Here is an 18,557-nt window from a genome sequence, read left to right as displayed (position 1 = left end):
CGGCATTATCCCCACCTTTTTATGCGTTGATACAAATGATTCCCGTAGTTAACCAGAGGTAAAATTACTGATTTCCATAGGTGTTTGTATAGTATAAGATGGACATGTCCCTAATCTACTTTCGCAAAACCGTATCAAATAGTTTCCCAGGTCCATCTTGTACTATCGTAGGTCATCCGCTTTGATCACATTTGTTCAAAAAAATGGACAACAAAGAAGTGAAACCGACAGAAGACATCAATACGATAATGGGAACACCTTTTCCAGGTTCCACAAAGCATTATGTTATTACGGATAAGGGATGGAAAATTCCTTTTAGAAAAGTACGACAGCAAAGTACAAGAACGGCCGATGGTTCCAAAACCATATCGAATCCCGATGTTCTGATGTATGATACCAGCGGCCCCTTTACCGACCCGGATATAGAAATTGAATTGTCTTCCGGAATACCTGAGATCCGAAGCTGGATTCGGGAATACGATACCCTGAAGCATTTAAAAAGGTTGACTTCAGCGTACGGAAACAGCAGGTTAGACGATAAAGAACTCGATGATATCCGTTTTCCCAACCTTCGACTGCCCTTAAAAGCCAATAACGGTTGTCATACCCAAATGTACTATGCGAAAAAGGGTGTTGTAACCCCGGAAATGGAATATATCGCCCTAAGGGAAAACGGTCTTGTCCATAATTATTCCCAACATGAGGGTAATTCCTGGGGGGCTTCCATTCCTCAAAAAATCACTCCAGAGTTCGTTCGGGATGAGGTCGCCAGAGGACGGGCCGTGATACCGGCAAATATCAATCACCCGGAGTTGGAGCCTATGATAATCGGTCGAAACTTTAGAACAAAGGTCAATGCTAATATTGGGAATTCAGCGGTAACCTCCTCAATTGAAGCAGAAGTGGAGAAATCTGCCTGGGCCTGCCGTTGGGGTGCGGATACTATTATGGATTTATCCACTGGGGCCCATATCCATGAAACAAGGGAATGGATTATTCGAAACAGTCCGGTACCGATCGGGACAGTACCCATTTATCAGGCTTTGGAAAAAGTAGGAGGAAAGCCCGAAGACCTAACGTGGGATTTATTTCGGGACACGCTAATTGAACAAGCGGAACAGGGAGTCGATTATTTTACCATGCATGCAGGAGTCTTGTTACAGTATATCCCCCTTACTGCCCCTAGGGTTACAGGAATTGTTTCCCGTGGGGGTAGTATTATGGCCAAATGGTGTCTGGCGCATCATAAGGAGAATTTTATATATACCCATTTTGCCGAAATCTGCGAAATACTCAATCAATATGATGTTACCATTTCCTTAGGGGACGGATTAAGACCGGGTAGTATTGCCGATGCCAATGACGCGGCTCAATTCGCAGAACTCGAGACGTTGGGAGAGCTTACCAAAATAGCATGGGAACACCATGTGCAAGTTATTATTGAAGGCCCTGGGCATATTCCCATGCAGTTGATCAAAGATAATGTTGACAAACAATTGGAGCTTACCCATGAAGCTCCATTTTATACCTTGGGTCCGCTTACGACGGATATTGCACCAGGGTATGACCATATAACCAGTGCTATAGGAGCCGCAATGATAGGTTGGTTCGGAACTTCCATGCTCTGTTACGTAACCCCGAAAGAACATTTGGGATTGCCCAACAAAGAAGATGTAAAAGAGGGGCTGCTTGCCTATAAGATAGCAGCGCATGCCGCAGATTTGGCCAAAGGTTTCCCTGCAGCACAGTACCGGGACGATGCCTTGAGTAAAGCCCGTTTCGAGTTTCGTTGGGAGGATCAATTTAATCTGGGCCTGGATCCGTCCCGTGCACGGGAATATCATGATGAAACCTTACCGGCGGAAGGGGCCAAGATTGCCCATTTTTGTAGTATGTGCGGTCCTAAATTCTGCTCCATGAGGATTACCGAGGAAATTAGACAGATGGCCCAAAATAAGGATATAACGGAGAATGAAGTATTGAAAAGGGGAATGAAGGATAAGGCAAATGAATTTTCGGATAAAGGTTCGTCCATCTACTTATGAAGTTGCCCAAAGTACTTTCGGTTTCAGGGTTCGATCCATCGGCGGGAGCTGGTATTTTGGCCGACATAAAAGCCTTTCAAAAGCACCAGGTATATGGATTTGGGGTAATCACCGGGGTAACCTTTCAAAACGAATCGCATATTAAGGATGTAAGATGGACATCCCAACAAGACCTTGAAAATCAACTTGATTTACTTTTCAAAAAGCATACTATCGCTGCCGTAAAGATCGGGGTGACCAAAGATGCAGAAATGCTTCAATGGGCAATAGCCTATCTAAGAGGTCGTAACCCAAACGTAATAATAGTCTGGGACCCTGTTTTTAGTAGCTCAAGCGGATTTTCTTTCTGGGGGAACTCCCAGATGAACATCCCAAATACAATATTGGATCAATTGGATCTTATTACGCCCAATTTGGATGAATACCATGTGATATGGGGTAAGGATGGTGTAGGTCATACGGACTGTAAGGCTGCAGTACTTTTAAAAACGGCTAATGGGGATGACACCACGGTTCTGGATAAGCTTTTTTATGAGGGAAAATTAGATGCCCTAAGGACAAGGAAACACAAGGGTTATGACAAGCACGGAACAGGGTGCATACTTTCATCCGGTATCACGGCAGGTTTGGCCAAAGGACTTAAATTGGTACAGGCCTACCATAAAGCAAAAAACGTTCTTAACCGGTATATGTTGAGCAGTAGGTCACTACTTGGGCATATGGATCAGTAGCTTAGGAATGAAAATCCGTAAACATATCCCAAGAGTTCATTTTATTACCCAGGATCATCCTGGGAAATCACATCAACAATTGGCCTTGGAGGCCTGTAGGGCAGGGGTCGACCTGGTGCAACTGCGACCAAAAAATAGACCCTATTCCGAAATTTTGGATATTGCGGTGGAGACTCAGCAAATTTGTAAGGAATATGGCGCTACCTTTATTGTCAATGACCATCTTGAAATAGCCAAGGAAATTAATGCGGATGGCGTTCATCTGGGAAAGAGTGATACTGATCATAGCATTGCCCGAGAATTACTAGGTAATGAAAAGATTATTGGAGGTACTGCTTACAATGAAAAGGAAGCCCTATTACTTAGATCGATGGGTATAGTGGATTATATTGGATTGGGAACATTTCGAAAAACTCGGACCAAACCAGAAATAACGGAGTTTTTGTCATTGGAACGGATTGGTGCGTTAGTTGAATCCTTGGATCAATTTAATGGGTCTTCCATGCCAATTTTAGTAATCGGCGGAGTTCGGTTGAATGATATAAAACCTTTATTGTCCAAAGGAGTATATGGAATTGCCATAGCATCCTTGATTAACCATAGCGAAGATAAGTTCCATACCGTGAAGGAAGTATATAAAAACTTTAAGCAGTAAGGTTCCAATGAACAATCAAACATTTACCACCGACAGGCTGCTTATGAGACCTACAGCAATTGATGATGCGGAATTCATTTGTACCTTAATGAATATACCTAAATGGATTCAATACATCGGGGATAGAAATGTAAGGACAAGCGGAGATGCCAAAAACTACATCTTGAACCGCATGACTCCACAACTGGAAAGATTGGGATATTCAAATTACACGGTCATCAGAAAAACGGATAGAGCAAAAATCGGGACATGTGGTCTACATGACAGGGAAGGGTTAAACGGAATAGACCTAGGTTTTGCATTTCTCCCGGAGTATGAAGGGAAGGGCTACGGTTTTGAGTCCGCCCAAAGGATGGTTAGGGCGGCAAAAGAACAATTCAACCTTAATTATCTCAGTGCGATAACGGTACGGGAGAATTTGGCATCGCAAAAATTATTAGAAAAGTTGGGATTTGAGTTTTCCAAGACCATAAGGCTAGGGGAAACAGAATTACTTTTGTTTAAAATCATATTGAATGGAAGACCCTAAGATTTACATCATTGGTGCAGGTGCCATAGGTAAGGCTTTGGCCGTTTTTTTAAAACAAGAAAAAAAGAATGCCGTTCTGGTTCGGGGAAGTGTGGATAATCTACCGGAATCGGAAGATATTGTTTCCGTTCGTAATCATAATGATCAGGTGTTTACACAGCGCGTTGCTACCACAACATTCAGTAATCTAAAAGAGATGAACGGTATTGTTTTGGTTACCACCAAAACATTCGCCAATACCAAGATTGCCAAAAAATTGCAGGATTTTGATGGAGACCTTTCAATTGTTCTGTTACAAAACGGCCTTAACATAGAAAAGCCTTTTGAGGCTTTAAAGAACGTTTTTCGTTGCGTGCTTTTTACGACCAGTCAAATAATGGACAATGGTGAAGTCCGTTTTAAGGCGGTATCCGCATCTCCCGTGGGGAGCCTCAATGTTAAAAAAGAAAAATTGGGGAAAATCGTAAGTCATATCAATACGCGGCATTTCACTTTTCGGGAAGAATCGAATATTGAGCATTATATATGGACCAAGGCTATTCTCAATTGTGCATTTAATTCCATCTGTCCTTTGTTGGAGGTAGACAATGGTATTTTTTATCGAGATCAAGGAATTGCGGCTATAGCCAAAACGGTAATCAAAGAGTGTGTTGGTTTGGCAGAGAAAATAGGTGTACGTATTGATGAGGATGACGTGGTAAAAAATCTATTGCTGATAAGTGAGCGATCGGATGGGCAATTGATATCCACCTATGATGATATCCGAAAAAAAAGACGTACGGAGATCGAAAGTTTAAATTTGGAAATGGCAAGGCTCGCCGAATCCATCGGAGAACCTGGACTTGTTCCGTATACCAAAGCATTTGGATCGATGATATACGCCAAGTCACAACTCTATCTAAACTGAGAAGCGGAATGGTAAACTACCCTATTGTTCGATTAAGATTATTGCCTTCTAACCAAGTACAACCTTGATGTTATCAAGTGCGATACCTCCCTGCAAAGATTAATCTATCTATTATGGTATGCCTTGGTAATCCTTAAAAGTATAAAGCTGACCATGGTCATTTTTTGGGATTGTTTTCCAATATATTTTGGCGGTTTAACAACTTAAATAAAAACACAAACCATCGTGAAGAGAATAGTATTACCCACGGATTTTTCCGAAAATTCCTATAATGCCATCGATTACGCCTTGAATCTTTTTAAGGAGGAGGAATGCTCCTTTTATCTACTACATGTGTTCTCCCCATCTATTTACTACGAGGAAAGGGAGTTTTATGATGATAGGAAAATGCCTTTGGACGATACAAATCAAATAGATTCATTAAGACAGTTGAACGGACTACATGAACGTATTTTGAAGAAATTCGAAAACCCCAAACATATATTTGTTCCGCATTCTACATTGGGCTTCCTTGTGGATGAAATCAGGGCATTGATCAAAAAAGAGAAAATAGATCTTGTTGTCATGGGAACAAAGGGAGCTACCGGGGCAAAGGAAGTGCTTCTTGGGACCAACACAGTGGATGTCATAAAGAAAGTGGAACGTCCCGTAATTGCGGTTCCATCCACTTATCCTTTTAGTGCTCCCAAGAATATTTTGTTTCCGACCGACTATGAAATCGATTACCAAAAAACGCAGCTATCGGAACTGCTAAACATTGCCCAACGGTACACCTCAGCTGTCCATATATTGCATATTGGGGCAAGCTCCGGCCTCAATGGGCAACAGCTAACCAATAAAGCGAAGCTGCAACAAATAGCAAACGGAAATTCCTTGTTCTATGAACTCCCCAATGATGATACCATTGAGGGAATCTATACGTTTCAAGCAAAGAACCCTATGGATTTTTTGATTATGATACAGAACAAACATACTTTTTTGGAGCGTCTTTTTGTAAAATCCATTGTAAGGAAAATCGGGTTTGCTATTACCATTCCCTTCATGGTAATACCCCATTGGAGCAGAAAAGGGGATGCATAGTAACCTTTTTCGAATTTATTGGAATACCTTTTAGGAAATTATGGCGGAAAATGGTTGTATAGAAAGGAATTTAGTCAACTGATTTAGTATTAGTAAGTTCATTCCTCAATAAATTCTCCCTTATCCTTGGCCACGATCATGCCCCAGTTGGCAATGGAGTTCAAAATCGGGATCAAACTTTCACCGAAGGGCGTAAGGGCATATTCCACTTTTAACGGCGGTTTTTTTGCATAGACTTTCCGGGAGATCAAACCGTCTTTTTCCAGTTGTTTAAGCTGTAGACTTAACGTACGTTCCGTAATGGTGGAAATTAATTTTCGCAATTCGTTATACCGTTTCTTTCCATCGATCAGATAAACCAATATTACGCTTTTCCATTTCCCCCCTATGAATTCCATGGCAATGCTTGTGGTACAGGAAAACAATTTGTCGTTGTATTTTATCAGCCGTCTTTCATGTGCTTCTGCCATAAGAATCCAAATTAGAAAGATTAAAATTAGAATACTATATCCAATTATGCAACTATACTTTTTATAGTGATTTTTTATTTTTTATGTATCTCAATATCAGATATGTAAATAAAAATTATTTCTTTTTTCGGTACTATCATTTTTGACCGTTATTGTAAGATTCGAAAACCCGAATTAATTTTGGCACTATACTTTTTATAGTTGAACTATTATAGTCAAAAAATATGAAGGCAATACTATTGGAAAGAGTAGGAGGGGTTGAAAATCTAGCAATCAGGAATGTCGAAAGGCCCATGGCGAAGGAAAACGAGGTATTGATCGAAGTAAAAGCTATCAGCATTAATCCGGTCGATTATAAAGTACGCGCCAACAAAGATGTACTTCAAAAGATAAGTGGAGGGCAAGCCCCCATCATCTTAGGCTGGGATGTAGCAGGAAATGTAGTGGCCACAGGTATCCATGTTTCCCAATACCAAGTGGGCGATCAAGTTTTCGGGATGCTGAACTTTCCCGGAAGAGGAAATGCCTATGCCCAGATGGTAACTGCCGCGGAAGATCATATCGCAAAAATACCCGAAGACCTGTCTTTTGAGGATGCGGCGGCAACCACATTGGCGGCTTTGACCGCTTTACAGGTTTTGCAGGACAAGGTTCAAAAAGATGACAGGGTACTTATACATGGAGGTTCGGGAGGTGTTGGACATTTCGCTATCCAAATTGCCAAATGGTTGGGCGCTTATGTGATTACGACCAGCTCGGCCAAGAATAGGGATTTTGTTATGGCCTTGGGCGCTGATGAACATATAGACTATAGAACACAAGCTTTTGAGGATGTGGTCACGGACATGGATTTTATTTTTGATATGTTCAGTGGGGACATCTTGTTAAACTCGGTCAAAGTGGTAAGGGCAGGAGGCTCCATCGTTTCCATACCGACTCCTGAATTTTCCGATGAAGTCATGAATTTGGCCAAGGAGCGGAATGTCCATGTTTCAAATTTGTTGGTACAGTCTAATGGGGATGATATGAAAACGCTTAAGAACTTATTGGAAAGCGGGACGATTAAACCTCATGTTTCCAAAACTTTTCCTTTTGACCGTATGGCCGAGGCACATCAACAACTTGAAAGTGGTAGGACCGTAGGAAAAGTGGTCGTTACCTTATAAATACAAATGCACACTGAATCAATTTAAAAGCCAAGATTCTATAAATCTTCAAATTTTACCATCCTTTGCATTTGCCGTCCTATGGGCGGATTGCGTTCTTTCTTCTATTCGGGGCTTTGTACCTCCCCCAAAATCGATATTTCGTCCGTGAAGAAAACACAAAAATTCGTTCAAACAGTCCAAAACGCATTAACCAATGCATGGCTCTATATCCCATGAAGAAAATCGGGAAAAATAGAATTGTGATCAATATGGATTTCGCGTACTCCATCCCTAAAATTTGGAAATCGACAAAAGGGGCGAGGGTCAAAATTTGATCGATCAAATATGTAACAATTGATGATATAATCAGCGACCCTATGAACATAAATCCATGTGCGGTCTCAATGGCTCTTTTGGGACAATCGTTCATACATTTCATACAGCTCTCACATTTGATGGTCCAGAACATTCTGTGGTCAACTTGTTTTATCGCTTGGACCGGGCAGGATTTTTCACATAACCCACACATATCGCAATCCGATGATGCAATAAATGATTTGGCCAAAAAATACCTTCCAAAAAGGATATAAAGAACCGCTACTGGGGCAATTAAAGCATCTTGAACAATGTCATACAAAGCCCTATAGCTTGTTTTGCCATTTATGATTTTTACGGCAAAACGTCTTACTTTGGGTTCAACATTCCGGTAAATTAATCCTATCCCTCTTTTTCGAACCGCTGGATGAAACGATAACCAATTTGATGGTAAGTCCACAGGAAACAATCCCACAATTTTAAACCCTTTTCTTTTAAGTACCATTGACGACCAGTAATGTGAAACACCACTCAGCCCCGGTAAGAATAAGTTACCTATCCTTAACCCTGCCCGAGTGTTCATTAGGAAAGCATCACAATTCTTTACTTCTGGGAACCCTATCAAGAACCGCCTCACAATTTCTGGAAAATGAAAACCATGGGTCGGTGAAATGAATCCAATTAATGTGTTTTCAGATGGAGGAGCTATTTCTTTGTTTTGAATCTTGGCAATATTTATAATTTTGGTTTCGGCCCCTTGCCTTTTTGCTTCATCACCTACCCAGAATGCCGTATTTTTCGCATTTCCGGTACCCGAAAAATAGTAGATTACAACCTTGTGATATTTAGGTTCCATCGCTTTGTTTTATAGTCTTAAGATACAGTAAATGAGAAACATAGAAAATGCATCCTTTGGTTGCAAAATAAGAATATAACCGGGAGTTACATATGACTTTGATCAGGTGGTAATACAACTACTTGGAATAATAGAATCCGGAATGCCAGGGTGTGTCAAGGCAATTCTTTCCCTGTATGGTGAGGAGAAAACCTTGGCTATAAGATAAGAGGCATGGGCCAAAAGAAAAAAATATGAATAAAACTGTCACGAAATCGAAAAAACGAAGTCTTTACTTATAGGAACCGCAGTTCAATCACATCAATCAATCAAAAAATGATACAGATCCAAAATCTAAGAAAGAGCTTTAGGACCGAGGAAGTGGAGACCTTGGCCTTGAACAATGTAAACATGAAAATTGAGGATGGCGAGTTTGCCGCCATTATGGGACCTTCCGGTTGTGGAAAATCTACGCTGCTCAATATTATCGGTATGTTGGACAACCCTACCGAAGGCAGCTATCAATTCGCCGGTCATGAGGTAAGTGGGTTGAGGGAACGCCAGCGTACGGAATTGCGCAAGGGCAACCTAGGCTTTGTTTTTCAAAGTTTCAATCTTATCGATGAACTTACGGTTTTCGAGAACGTAGAGCTTCCGCTCATTTACTTGAAAATGAAGAAGGCGGAACGCCGGGAAAAAGTGATGAATGTTTTGGAGCGGATGAAAATCGGCCATCGAGAAAAACATTTTCCGCATCAGTTATCCGGGGGTCAACAACAGCGGGTGGCTATTTCCAGGGCCGTGGTGACCAATCCAAAACTGATACTGGCGGATGAGCCCACCGGTAATCTGGATTCCAAAAATGGTATAGAAGTCATGAATCTGCTCACTGAATTAAACCAGGAGGATACGACCATAGTTATGGTAACCCACTCTGATCGCGACTCTCATTACGCGCATCGGGTCATCAATTTGTTCGATGGTCAAATTGTGGCCGAAAACCACAATAGAGCCATAGGCGCATTGGTCTAAACGGATTGAAACAACTGTTGGAATCTAAAAGAAAAAGCCCTTCAAATCTGAAGGGCCTTTTAGCTTTTGTCAAAATCAATACATAAACAATTCATAGGGAAGTCTTAGGTTTGGGGAGATTGAACTTCTTGGTCTAAAAGAATCCAAGGGCCGCCAGAATAAGGCAGACAACGACAGCTAAGAGGATGGCGACTAAAACCACCACCATTACACTGAGGAAGCCGTTCAAGACCCTAGCGCCAAAAGTGATTTCCTCTTCCATGATTAGTTTATTTAGAACAATATACATAATAATCGCCTAAAGGCCAAGGTTTTAGGAGGGTATTTCGACTAATGGCCCAAATCAGGGGCTATTCGTCCGGTGTACGGTTTGTTTATTCGGTAAAGGGAGCCAATCCTAGTTTTTAATCGTCTTTTTTCCGTCCGCTCAACTTTGCACTCAATTCTTCCAGGGAAACACCTTTGGTCTCAGGCATCATAAAAAGTACAAAGGCCAATTGAAGCACCATCATGCCCGAGAAGAAAATGAATATAGGCCATGGATTGTCCTTAAAAATACCTTTTTCGGCATCCAGAAAAATAGGGGTTACCAAGGTAATCAGCGCTGCGAATACCCAGTGGGTTCCTGTTCCCCAGGATTGACCAAAAGCCCTAACCTTGTTGGGAAAGATTTCGGAAATAAAAACCCATATCACAGCCCCTTGCCCTACGGCATGGGAGGCAATAAAAATAAGTACAAAGGTTAAGAGCAATCCCGAGCTGGCTCCACTATAAAAACACCATCCCACCATGGCAAGGCTTACAATATAGCCTACCGATCCTATTTTCATCAGCTGCTTCCTGCCCAATCTATCGATCAACCAAACCCCAACAAAAGTGAATATCAGGTTTACAATCCCGATGGAAATAGAACTGAAAAGGGATTCCTGTGCCGCGAGTCCGGCCCTTTCCAAGATTTCCGGGGCATAATACAACACAAAGTTGATACCCGATAATTGATTGAAAAAAGCAATAAGAAAGGCAAGTATCAAAGGGGTTTTGTACTGTCTTGAAAAAAGATTTTCCCCTGTCCGGGTCTCCGGGATACTTTCCTTGATTTCCTGGAGCTTTGCCGGGGCTTGATTCTCAGTGAACAATAGCTTCAAGGTTCTTAGCGCACCTTCATCATCCTGTTTTGTAATGGCCAACCATCTTGGACTATTAGGAATTTTAATGACCATAATCGTATAAAGAATGGCCGGAATGGCCTCTACACCCAACATCCAACGCCAATCATTGGAGCCGCCAAAACCTTGCAAGAGGTAATTGGAAACAAAGGCGATGAGTATCCCCAATACCAGATTGAATTGATAGAGTGCCCCGAGTTTTCCTCGATTTTCCGGAGATGAAATTTCCGAAATATAAATAGGGGCCGCTACGGATGAAGCACCTACCCCTAAGCCTCCGATAAACCGGAAAAAAGAGAAGGTATACGGATCTGGGGCTATGGCCGATCCCAAGGCTGAAGCAGCGTAAAGAACACCTATCCAGAATAGGGTCTTTTTTCTGCCAAAACGGTCACAGGGAATACCTCCAAAAAGTGATCCAATAACCGTACCCCAAAGGGCCATGGACATAATAAAAGTGCCGTGAAACCATGGTGAAGTATTCCAAAGCTCTTTGATGGGAAGGTTTGCCCCACTGATTACCACGGTATCAAAACCAAACAAAAACCCGGACAGTGCCGCGGTCAGTGAAATTCGAAAAAGTTTGGAATTCATAGGTTCGGTTTGTCGATTTCGGTAAAGCTAACAAAAAAAAACAAACCGCAAATAAACGTCAATCCAATGTGGCGACACTTGGTTTTAGCGTGTCCAATGCATTGGATTTTTTCTTTTTTTGAGGGATACTGTCGGGACTCTGTTTAGGTACGGGTTTTTGGAAATCCCGTTTTTCGATGGTCGGTTTCGTTTGTTCATCGGGATGTATTTTCCTTCTTTCCCCGAGGTTCTCCCCGCAAGAAAATAGGCCCATACAGGATATGGCCAAGAGCATAAAAATTGGGGAAAACTTCATGTGTCAATGTAATGGGATTCAAAGTAATTTACGGATATAACCCATTATTTGGATGCCCGCACCTCTTTTTTCAGCAACGTACGCAGCATTGATTCGCCCAATCTGATTGAGATATTCCCTATCTGTTATAAGCCGGTCCAGTGTGTTGGAAAACTCCATAGGGGTGTTAACGACCAAAATTCCACCACGGTCCACCAATTCCTCGGCTTCATTGAAGCCTTCATATTCGGGGCCTATGACCACGGGTATACCGAATACTGCCGGTTCCAATGTATTGTGAAGGCCCGTGGCAAAGCCACCACCTACATAGGCCACATCCGCATAGCTATATATTTTGGTCAATAGGCCTATAGTATCCACTAGGAGCACCTCAAAACCAGAAAGATCCTTTCCTTCCATTTCCGAATACAAAACGACCTTCCTTTGAATCGATTTTTTTAAGGTAGCAATGTGGTTTTCCTTTATATTATGGGGAGCCAGTACATACTTCAATGGCCTTTGCGAGGTATTGATGAATTCCGTTATGATTTCCTCATCCTCGGGCCATGTACTCCCTCCGATAAAACAAAGATCGGTTCCCTTAAAATCTTCCATAAAGGATAGCTGATTGTCCCGTTCCAAAATTTCGGATACCCTATCGAAGCGGGTGTCCCCACTTACCGTGACATTATCAAAACCCAGAGACCCTAAAAGACTTTTTGAATGTGTATCCTGGACGAAGAAATGGGTGAACGACTTTAGTGCTTTTCGCATAAATCCTCCGTAAGCCTTAAAATAGATCTTTTCCTTTTTAAATAGTGCAGAGATCAAAAGGGTAGGAACTTCTCCTTCCGCCAGCAATTTCAAATAATTAGGCCAGATTTCATACTTTACGAACAGTGCCAATTGCGGATTAACGGTTTCCAGGAAACGTTTTGCATTTTTTCGGGTGTCCATAGGAAGATAGGTAACGATATCCGAAGCCGTGGTATTCTTCTTTACTTCGTAACCTGAGGGAGAGAAAAAGGTGACCAGGATTTTGAAATCGGGATATGCCGTTTTCAGTTTTTCCAGTACAGGCAGTCCCTGCTCAAACTCGCCCAAAGAGGCGACGTGCATCCAGATTGTTCTGTCCTGCTTGGAGATCGATTTTTCTAGGGTATCAAAAGTCCGATCCCTTCCCTTTACAAAAAGTTTGATCTTGGGATGAAAGATTGCCGTCAACCTTAAAAAAAAACAGGTAATATGGACAACAAGATTATAGAGAAGATACACCAGGCAATCGTTTGCGGCTAAAATACGGTTCTTTCCATAAATGCATAAGCTACCTTAGCTATTTTTGTACCTTTGCAATTTCAATCCGTTTCCATGCGAAAGATTCAAATGGTAGACCTGGGCGGTCAGTACCAGTCCATCAAGGAGCAGATTACCAGTTCCATTACCCAAATTTTAGAGAGTTCGGCTTTCATCAACGGCCCCGAAGTACACACTTTCCAAAAAGAATTGGAAGACTATCTCGGTGTAAAACACGTTATTCCATGTGCCAATGGAACCGATTCCCTCCAGATTGCAATGATGGGCCTTGGATTACGGCCGGGCGATGAGGTTATTACTGCGGACTTCACTTTTGCGGCAACAGTGGAAGTAATTGCTTTGTTGCAATTGACCCCGATTTTGGTGGATGTGGAGCCAGATTCCTTTAATATAGACATTGCCGCCATAGAAAGGGCCATTACTCCAAAGACCAAGGCCATTGTACCGGTACACCTATTTGGACAGTGTGCCGATATGGATGCCCTATTAAAATTGGCCGAAAAGCATAATCTTTATATTATAGAGGATAATGCCCAGGCCATTGGGGCGAATTATGTTTTCCCCGATGGTACAAAGCAAAAAGCTGGTACCATAGGGCATGTGGGTTGTACCTCTTTTTTCCCTTCCAAAAATTTAGGGGCCTATGGGGATGGAGGTGCCATATTTACCAATAACGATGATTTGGCACATACGATTCGCGGAATGGTCAACCATGGGATGTACAAACGGTATCATCATGATGTGGTGGGCGTCAATTCCCGTCTGGATTCCATCCAGGCCGCCGTACTAAGGGCCAAATTGCCCAAACTGGATGGGTATTGCGATGCCCGAAGAGTAGCCGCTCGAAAATATACCAAGGCTTTTGAAAATCAAGAGCATATCATCGTTCCCAAAACGGTTAACCGGTGTGAAGGTATTTGCGACACCTGTGACTGCCATGTATTCCATCAATATACGCTACGGATTACCAACGGGAAAAGAGATGCCCTGGCGCAACATTTGGGCGAAAAAGGGATACCATACGGCATCTATTATCCAATTCCGCTTCACAAACAAAAAGCCTATGCCGACGAACGCTATAGGGAGGCGGATTTTCCCGTAACCAATCAATTGGTACAAGAGGTAATTTCCCTGCCTATGCACACGGAATTGGACGATGAACAGATAACCTATATTACAAATACTGTCTTACAATTTGTAAAACACTGATTTTTGCACATCCTAAAAACGAGTGACAATTCTTAACCCTAAATAATTTAGTCCATGAAAATACTTGTAACCGGAGGCCTTGGATTTATAGGTTCCCATACCGTTGTGGAGCTTCAAAATGAAGGCTTTGAAGTGGTCATAATCGATGACTGTTCCAATGCCGATGAAAAAGTGTTGCAAGGGATTATTTCAATTACGGGAAAGGTGCCGATTTTTGAAAAACTGGATTTACGGGAAAAAGAAAAGGTACAGGATTTTTTCAAGCGCCATCAAGATATAGAGGGGGTCATCCATTTTGCAGCCTCCAAAGCGGTGGGCGAAAGTGTGGAGAACCCTTTACTCTACTATGAGAATAACCTGGGCACCTTGGTTTACTTGTTGCAGGAACTCTCCAAAAAGGGAAAATCGAGCTTTATTTTCAGTTCATCCTGTACGGTATATGGGCAGGCCGACAAAATGCCCATTACCGAAAATGCCCCGGTAAGACCGGCCGAATCACCCTATGGAAACACCAAACAGATCGGGGAGGAAATTATTCGGGATACCTGTAAGGTGACCCCTAATTTAAAGGCCGTTTCACTACGTTATTTTAATCCTATGGGCGCCCATCCCAGTACGGAAATCGGGGAACTGCCCATTGGCGTGCCGCAAAACTTAGTACCTTTCATAACCCAGACGGCAATGGGGCTTCGTGAACAACTTTCCGTGTTCGGGGATGACTACCCTACCGAAGATGGTACTTGTGTTAGGGATTATATCTATGTGGTAGATTTGGCCAAGGCCCATGTGGTTGCCCTACAACGGTTACTGGAAGGAAAAAATAAGGATAACTATGAGGTTTTTAACGTGGGTACGGGCAAGGGAAGTTCTGTACTACAGGTCATCCAAAGCTTTGAACGGGTATCCGGCAAAAAATTGAACTACCAAATTGTAGGTAGGCGTGCCGGGGATATAACCTCCGCCTATGCGGATACTACCAAGGCCAATGAAGTTCTGGGCTGGAAGGCAAAGTATACCTTGGACGAGGCCATGAAATCCGCTTGGGACTGGGAGCAAAAGGTTAGATCAGGAGGGGTAAGGTGATTAAGCAGGATTCTCTATTATGGAAATCCGCTCGAAATAATCCATAGGAGGTGTTGTTGTTCCTTGCAATATAATAGTGTTTATTGCCAATTTCCCCATGTCCAGTTGATTAGATGTAAAATCAATGATTTAGTTTTCATATTTGCCATTGAACATTTGTTATGTGGAAATACCTCATCGCTTGGGTACCCATGATTTTCGTTGCCATCGCCAACGGAATCTTCCGAGAAGAAGTCCTTGCAAGTCGGCTAAATGAATTGGGTGCTCATCAAGCTTCCACTGTCACATTAGTAATATTATTTGGAATTTATATTTGGATATTGATTCTGAATTGGAAACCTGAGTCAACTGAACAAGCAATTGCCATTGGTTTACTATGGCTAGGTCTTACGGTCTCATTTGAATTTCTATTTGGACATTACGTCGCCGGTCATTCCTGGAGTAAGCTTCTCCAAGACTATAATGTGCTGAAAGGCCGAATCTGGATAATTGTACTCATTTGGATCACCATAGCACCTTACATCTTTTATCGATTACAGCGGTAAATTATTTTGGTTGGTCTTAGGGGGAATGGTTTCCACTATAAGTAATTGGGTCGGTTGGTACCGAACCCCGCCCGTACCGAACGGCACGTTCGGGCGGGTTTGCCGGCTTGCCCAAGTGTTTACCCGCCAAAGGCATGCCAGGTAGGTAATCAATAAACTACTGAGGCAAACTTTTGCCATAGGAAGATAGGATGCCTATGATGAAGATTATGCGTTGAGATTAGTTTAAAAGAGCTTTTTCTTTAATTATCCACATAGCCTTGATCCCAGGTTCTTTTTGGATCGTGGTTTCTCAGATCACATTGGAAATCGGCCACTGCCTTAAGGTTCATCAATACGGATATCCATCCGGCATGTACTTCGGAAAAATCACTTTCAGACACATTTTCATTGATTAAAGTAAGGTTGGTTCCACCGTCTTCGGCTCGCTCCAGTTGAAATTTTACCAGGCTATTGAAATAGTCCAAATGGAATTCTTTGTTACCGATATTCTTTAGTATTTGACCATCATAGGTGTGCCCATTTGGAAACAGGAAGTGTATTACACCGTCCTTTTCGGTTGCCTTTTCGGACCAGAATTTTGTTCTTCCCCCAGAAGTTGCGAGTAATTGAAAAACTTCATCAGGACCGGATTTTAAATGGATTTTCCAAGTAATCGTTTTCATCATCCCATTAAGATTTTATCCTTTATGGCTAGAACTAAGATAGGAGATTTTTGATGTTCTTGTATGAAATCACCCGACTCCCATTAGGTGCTCTTTCCTTTCATGTGCTTAAATTGAATTTAATCATGAACTTGAATTTGAGTTTTCCCTTGAGTATATTTCGGAAGGGTAAACCAAAGCTTCCAAAAACTCGTAGATAGGATATGGTCATGAATTTCCCCAATAGTACCGAGCTCTTACAAAGTGCCGAAGACCAGGGCTTATATGGCAAATTGGTAATCCAATTGGAAAAGGATTTTGGGTTGGCCAATATCCCTATCGATTTTTCATTGGATGTTGAACCCGCCGATTTACAGGCCACACTCCATGAAAAGGTCTATTTTCTCATCCTTGAAAAATTCGTGGACTATCTCAATCTCCTATATATAGTTGATGTACCGGAAAAGGTTTTTAAGGAAATCCAGGTGACCGATGCGGTGGAAGTAGCGGAACAGGTCTCGTTTCTCATCCTAAAGAGGGAGCTACAAAAGGTGTGGCTAAAGGCAAAGTATAGTAAGTAAATCAGATTTTCTTTAGGAAATCTTCTAGGACGGTATTATTGAAACTCGCAAAGGACCCCGTTCAAAACTACTTGTTCAACAGTTTTCAGGGCTTTTAGGTCATCCAATGGGTTTTCACGTAACAATATCAGATCTGCAATTTTTCCTTTTTCGATGCTGCCAAGACGGGAATCTATCCTAAAAAATTTGGCATTCTCCAGGGTGGCGGCCTCAATGGTCTGCATTTTGCTTAGTCCGGCTTTGTGCAATAGCTCCATTTCGCGGTAGTAGGCATCACCGGTATCCGCATAGGGCACCCAAGTATGGGAACCCACCACTACTTTTGCACCAGCCTTTTTGGCCTTGCCGACAAATTTGAGCATGTTCGCAAAACCGTTGACGGCAACACTGTCCCCTCTGTCGGGCTGCCGTTCAAAAACAGCCAAGGTGGGACTAACAAAGGTCTTGCGATCTACCAATAACTGAATCAAGGTGTCCATCAAAACACTATTGTCCATATCCAATTCGTTCCATACCTCGTAACGTCCCGATCTACGGGCCTCATTGTCCGCCATAACCTTGTTTTTGTAGATTTCGGCCTCTTCCAATGGGAGCAAGGCCGTGCCAAATGAGGTTACATGTTCCACCCCGTCAAGCCCTGCCTTAATGGCATCCATAGCATGGGTAATTTCCAGATGGGCCGTAACCGGAATTCCCCTTTTATGGGCTTCGTCACAAATAGCGGCTATCATTTCCGTAGAAAGCCGAAAGTAGGCCTTGATGGCGGTAGCACCCTCATCGGCAAAACGATTTACAGCGATCCGGCCTTCCTCGGCATCCTGTATCAGATACGAATTTTCAGGATAGGCCGGAGGATAAACATCGATATGCGGGCCTGTCAAAAACAAGCGGGGAATGGGCCTTCCGGAATTCCGGGCGGAATCATAAGAAGCGTTCCAAGCACCGGGATCCCGGACGGAGGTCACCCCTTTTTTAAGGAAAAGGGTAGACATTTCGGCATGTTTTCCCCCATGAAAGTGGGCATCGATAAGGCCGGGAAGCAGAGTCATTCCTTGGGCATCAATAACTGTGGCATCCTCTTCGATTTCTCGTTCGCCCATCTTACCAACAAAATCGATGATATCATTTTGTAGAATCACCAGTGAATTCTCCACCGGGGCCGAACCCGTACCATTGATCAAGGTGGCGCCGATAATGGCGATGATTCCCTCTCCCTTGGGAATTTCATCCGCATTCAAGGCATAGATTGTATGGGTGCCAACCTTTTTTTGAACAGCGATTCGTTCAGTTCCCTCTTTGTTTTTACAGGAAAAAAGAAGGACTACTAAAAGTGTAGCGATTATGTCGATTTTCATGGGAGATTGGTTTTACCTTTTCAAGGGAAAAGTACTAAGAATACC

Annotated in this window: 19 protein-coding genes; 11 read left to right on the top strand and 8 right to left on the bottom strand. The window is 42.5% G+C overall.

What is annotated here, in order from left to right:
• Window positions 1-203: 203 nt before the first annotated feature.
• From thiC to ACO06Y_RS00345, 6 genes are all read left to right on the top strand, one after another.
• Window positions 204-2,045: a phosphomethylpyrimidine synthase ThiC gene (thiC, locus tag ACO06Y_RS00370; protein WP_422081837.1), complete on the top strand. Its 1,842-nt coding sequence runs from the start codon at window positions 204-206 to the stop codon at window positions 2,043-2,045.
• Complete coding sequence (locus ACO06Y_RS00365; protein WP_422081836.1) at window positions 2,042-2,776, top strand: bifunctional hydroxymethylpyrimidine kinase/phosphomethylpyrimidine kinase; 735 nt, start codon at window positions 2,042-2,044, stop codon at window positions 2,774-2,776. The genes thiC and ACO06Y_RS00365 overlap by 4 nt, the downstream gene beginning before the upstream one ends.
• Window positions 2,777-2,783: 7 nt before the next feature.
• Window positions 2,784-3,431 carry a thiamine phosphate synthase gene (gene thiE, locus ACO06Y_RS00360; RefSeq protein ID WP_422081835.1) on the top strand — a complete coding sequence of 216 codons (648 nt, stop codon included), beginning with the start codon at window positions 2,784-2,786 and terminating at the stop codon, window positions 3,429-3,431.
• Window positions 3,432-3,474: 43 nt separating this feature from the next.
• The gene (locus ACO06Y_RS00355) at window positions 3,475-3,960 is read left to right on the top strand and encodes a GNAT family N-acetyltransferase (RefSeq protein WP_422081834.1); all 486 of its coding nucleotides are present in this window, start codon (window positions 3,475-3,477) and stop codon (window positions 3,958-3,960) included.
• A complete protein-coding gene (locus ACO06Y_RS00350; protein WP_422081833.1) occupies window positions 3,947-4,867 on the top strand; it encodes a ketopantoate reductase family protein in 921 nt (306 codons plus the stop codon). The genes ACO06Y_RS00355 and ACO06Y_RS00350 overlap by 14 nt, the downstream gene beginning before the upstream one ends.
• 225 nt (window positions 4,868-5,092) lie before the next feature.
• Complete coding sequence (locus ACO06Y_RS00345; protein ID WP_422081832.1) at window positions 5,093-5,947, top strand: universal stress protein; 855 nt, start codon at window positions 5,093-5,095, stop codon at window positions 5,945-5,947.
• 98 nt (window positions 5,948-6,045) lie between these two features.
• On the opposite strand, the gene ACO06Y_RS00340 is transcribed toward ACO06Y_RS00345, so the two are convergent.
• Window positions 6,046-6,417, bottom strand: coding sequence for a winged helix-turn-helix transcriptional regulator (locus ACO06Y_RS00340; protein ID WP_422081831.1), 372 nt, complete (start codon window positions 6,415-6,417; stop codon window positions 6,046-6,048).
• Window positions 6,418-6,641: 224 nt separating this feature from the next.
• On the opposite strand from ACO06Y_RS00340, the gene ACO06Y_RS00335 reads away from it, so the two are divergent.
• Complete coding sequence (locus ACO06Y_RS00335) at window positions 6,642-7,583, top strand: NADP-dependent oxidoreductase (RefSeq protein ID WP_422081830.1); 942 nt, start codon at window positions 6,642-6,644, stop codon at window positions 7,581-7,583.
• A 79-nt stretch (window positions 7,584-7,662) separates the two neighbouring features.
• Here the strand turns inward: ACO06Y_RS00335 and ACO06Y_RS00330 are convergent, their stop codons facing one another.
• Complete coding sequence (locus ACO06Y_RS00330) at window positions 7,663-8,736, bottom strand: EFR1 family ferrodoxin (RefSeq protein WP_422081829.1); 1,074 nt, start codon at window positions 8,734-8,736, stop codon at window positions 7,663-7,665.
• A gap of 315 nt (window positions 8,737-9,051) precedes the next feature.
• Here ACO06Y_RS00330 and ACO06Y_RS00325 point away from each other — a divergent pair, with 315 nt between their 5' ends.
• Complete coding sequence (locus ACO06Y_RS00325) at window positions 9,052-9,747, top strand: ABC transporter ATP-binding protein (RefSeq protein WP_422081828.1); 696 nt, start codon at window positions 9,052-9,054, stop codon at window positions 9,745-9,747.
• Between the two features lie 133 nt (window positions 9,748-9,880).
• Here ACO06Y_RS00325 and ACO06Y_RS00320 read toward each other — a convergent pair whose 3' ends face one another.
• The 4 genes from ACO06Y_RS00320 to ACO06Y_RS00305 form a co-directional block, all read right to left on the bottom strand.
• On the bottom strand, window positions 9,881-10,009 hold the full coding sequence (locus ACO06Y_RS00320; RefSeq protein WP_422081827.1) for a hypothetical protein: 129 nt from the start codon (window positions 10,007-10,009) through the stop codon (window positions 9,881-9,883).
• A gap of 142 nt (window positions 10,010-10,151) precedes the next feature.
• Complete coding sequence (locus ACO06Y_RS00315; RefSeq protein ID WP_422081826.1) at window positions 10,152-11,507, bottom strand: sugar porter family MFS transporter; 1,356 nt, start codon at window positions 11,505-11,507, stop codon at window positions 10,152-10,154.
• A gap of 58 nt (window positions 11,508-11,565) precedes the next feature.
• On the bottom strand, window positions 11,566-11,802 hold the full coding sequence (locus ACO06Y_RS00310; protein WP_422081825.1) for a hypothetical protein: 237 nt from the start codon (window positions 11,800-11,802) through the stop codon (window positions 11,566-11,568).
• A gap of 18 nt (window positions 11,803-11,820) precedes the next feature.
• Window positions 11,821-13,056: a 3-deoxy-D-manno-octulosonic acid transferase gene (locus tag ACO06Y_RS00305; protein WP_422081824.1), complete on the bottom strand. Its 1,236-nt coding sequence runs from the start codon at window positions 13,054-13,056 to the stop codon at window positions 11,821-11,823.
• Between the two features lie 93 nt (window positions 13,057-13,149).
• Here ACO06Y_RS00305 and ACO06Y_RS00300 point away from each other — a divergent pair, with 93 nt between their 5' ends.
• Together ACO06Y_RS00300 and galE are read left to right on the top strand one after the other, a co-directional pair.
• Window positions 13,150-14,304 carry a DegT/DnrJ/EryC1/StrS family aminotransferase gene (locus ACO06Y_RS00300; RefSeq protein ID WP_422081823.1) on the top strand — a complete coding sequence of 385 codons (1,155 nt, stop codon included), beginning with the start codon at window positions 13,150-13,152 and terminating at the stop codon, window positions 14,302-14,304.
• Between the two features lie 54 nt (window positions 14,305-14,358).
• Window positions 14,359-15,387 carry a UDP-glucose 4-epimerase GalE gene (gene galE, locus ACO06Y_RS00295; RefSeq protein ID WP_422081822.1) on the top strand — a complete coding sequence of 343 codons (1,029 nt, stop codon included), beginning with the start codon at window positions 14,359-14,361 and terminating at the stop codon, window positions 15,385-15,387.
• A 787-nt stretch (window positions 15,388-16,174) separates the two neighbouring features.
• Here the strand turns inward: galE and ACO06Y_RS00290 are convergent.
• The gene (locus ACO06Y_RS00290) at window positions 16,175-16,600 is read right to left on the bottom strand and encodes an SRPBCC family protein (RefSeq protein ID WP_422081821.1); all 426 of its coding nucleotides are present in this window, start codon (window positions 16,598-16,600) and stop codon (window positions 16,175-16,177) included.
• 200 nt (window positions 16,601-16,800) lie between these two features.
• On the opposite strand from ACO06Y_RS00290, the gene ACO06Y_RS00285 reads away from it, so the two are divergent.
• Window positions 16,801-17,157: a hypothetical protein gene (locus ACO06Y_RS00285; protein ID WP_422081820.1), complete on the top strand. Its 357-nt coding sequence runs from the start codon at window positions 16,801-16,803 to the stop codon at window positions 17,155-17,157.
• A 35-nt stretch (window positions 17,158-17,192) separates the two neighbouring features.
• On the opposite strand, the gene ACO06Y_RS00280 is transcribed toward ACO06Y_RS00285, so the two are convergent.
• Window positions 17,193-18,512 (bottom strand): amidohydrolase family protein, encoded by a 1,320-nt coding sequence (locus tag ACO06Y_RS00280; RefSeq protein ID WP_422081819.1) that lies wholly within the window; start codon window positions 18,510-18,512, stop codon window positions 17,193-17,195.
• Window positions 18,513-18,557 lie beyond the last annotated feature (45 nt).

Source organism: Ulvibacterium sp., assembly GCF_965228935.1.
Classification (GTDB): domain Bacteria; phylum Bacteroidota; class Bacteroidia; order Flavobacteriales; family Flavobacteriaceae; genus Ulvibacterium.
Note: the sequence above shows the minus strand (reverse complement) of the source record. Positions and strands in the feature narration are given on the sequence as shown.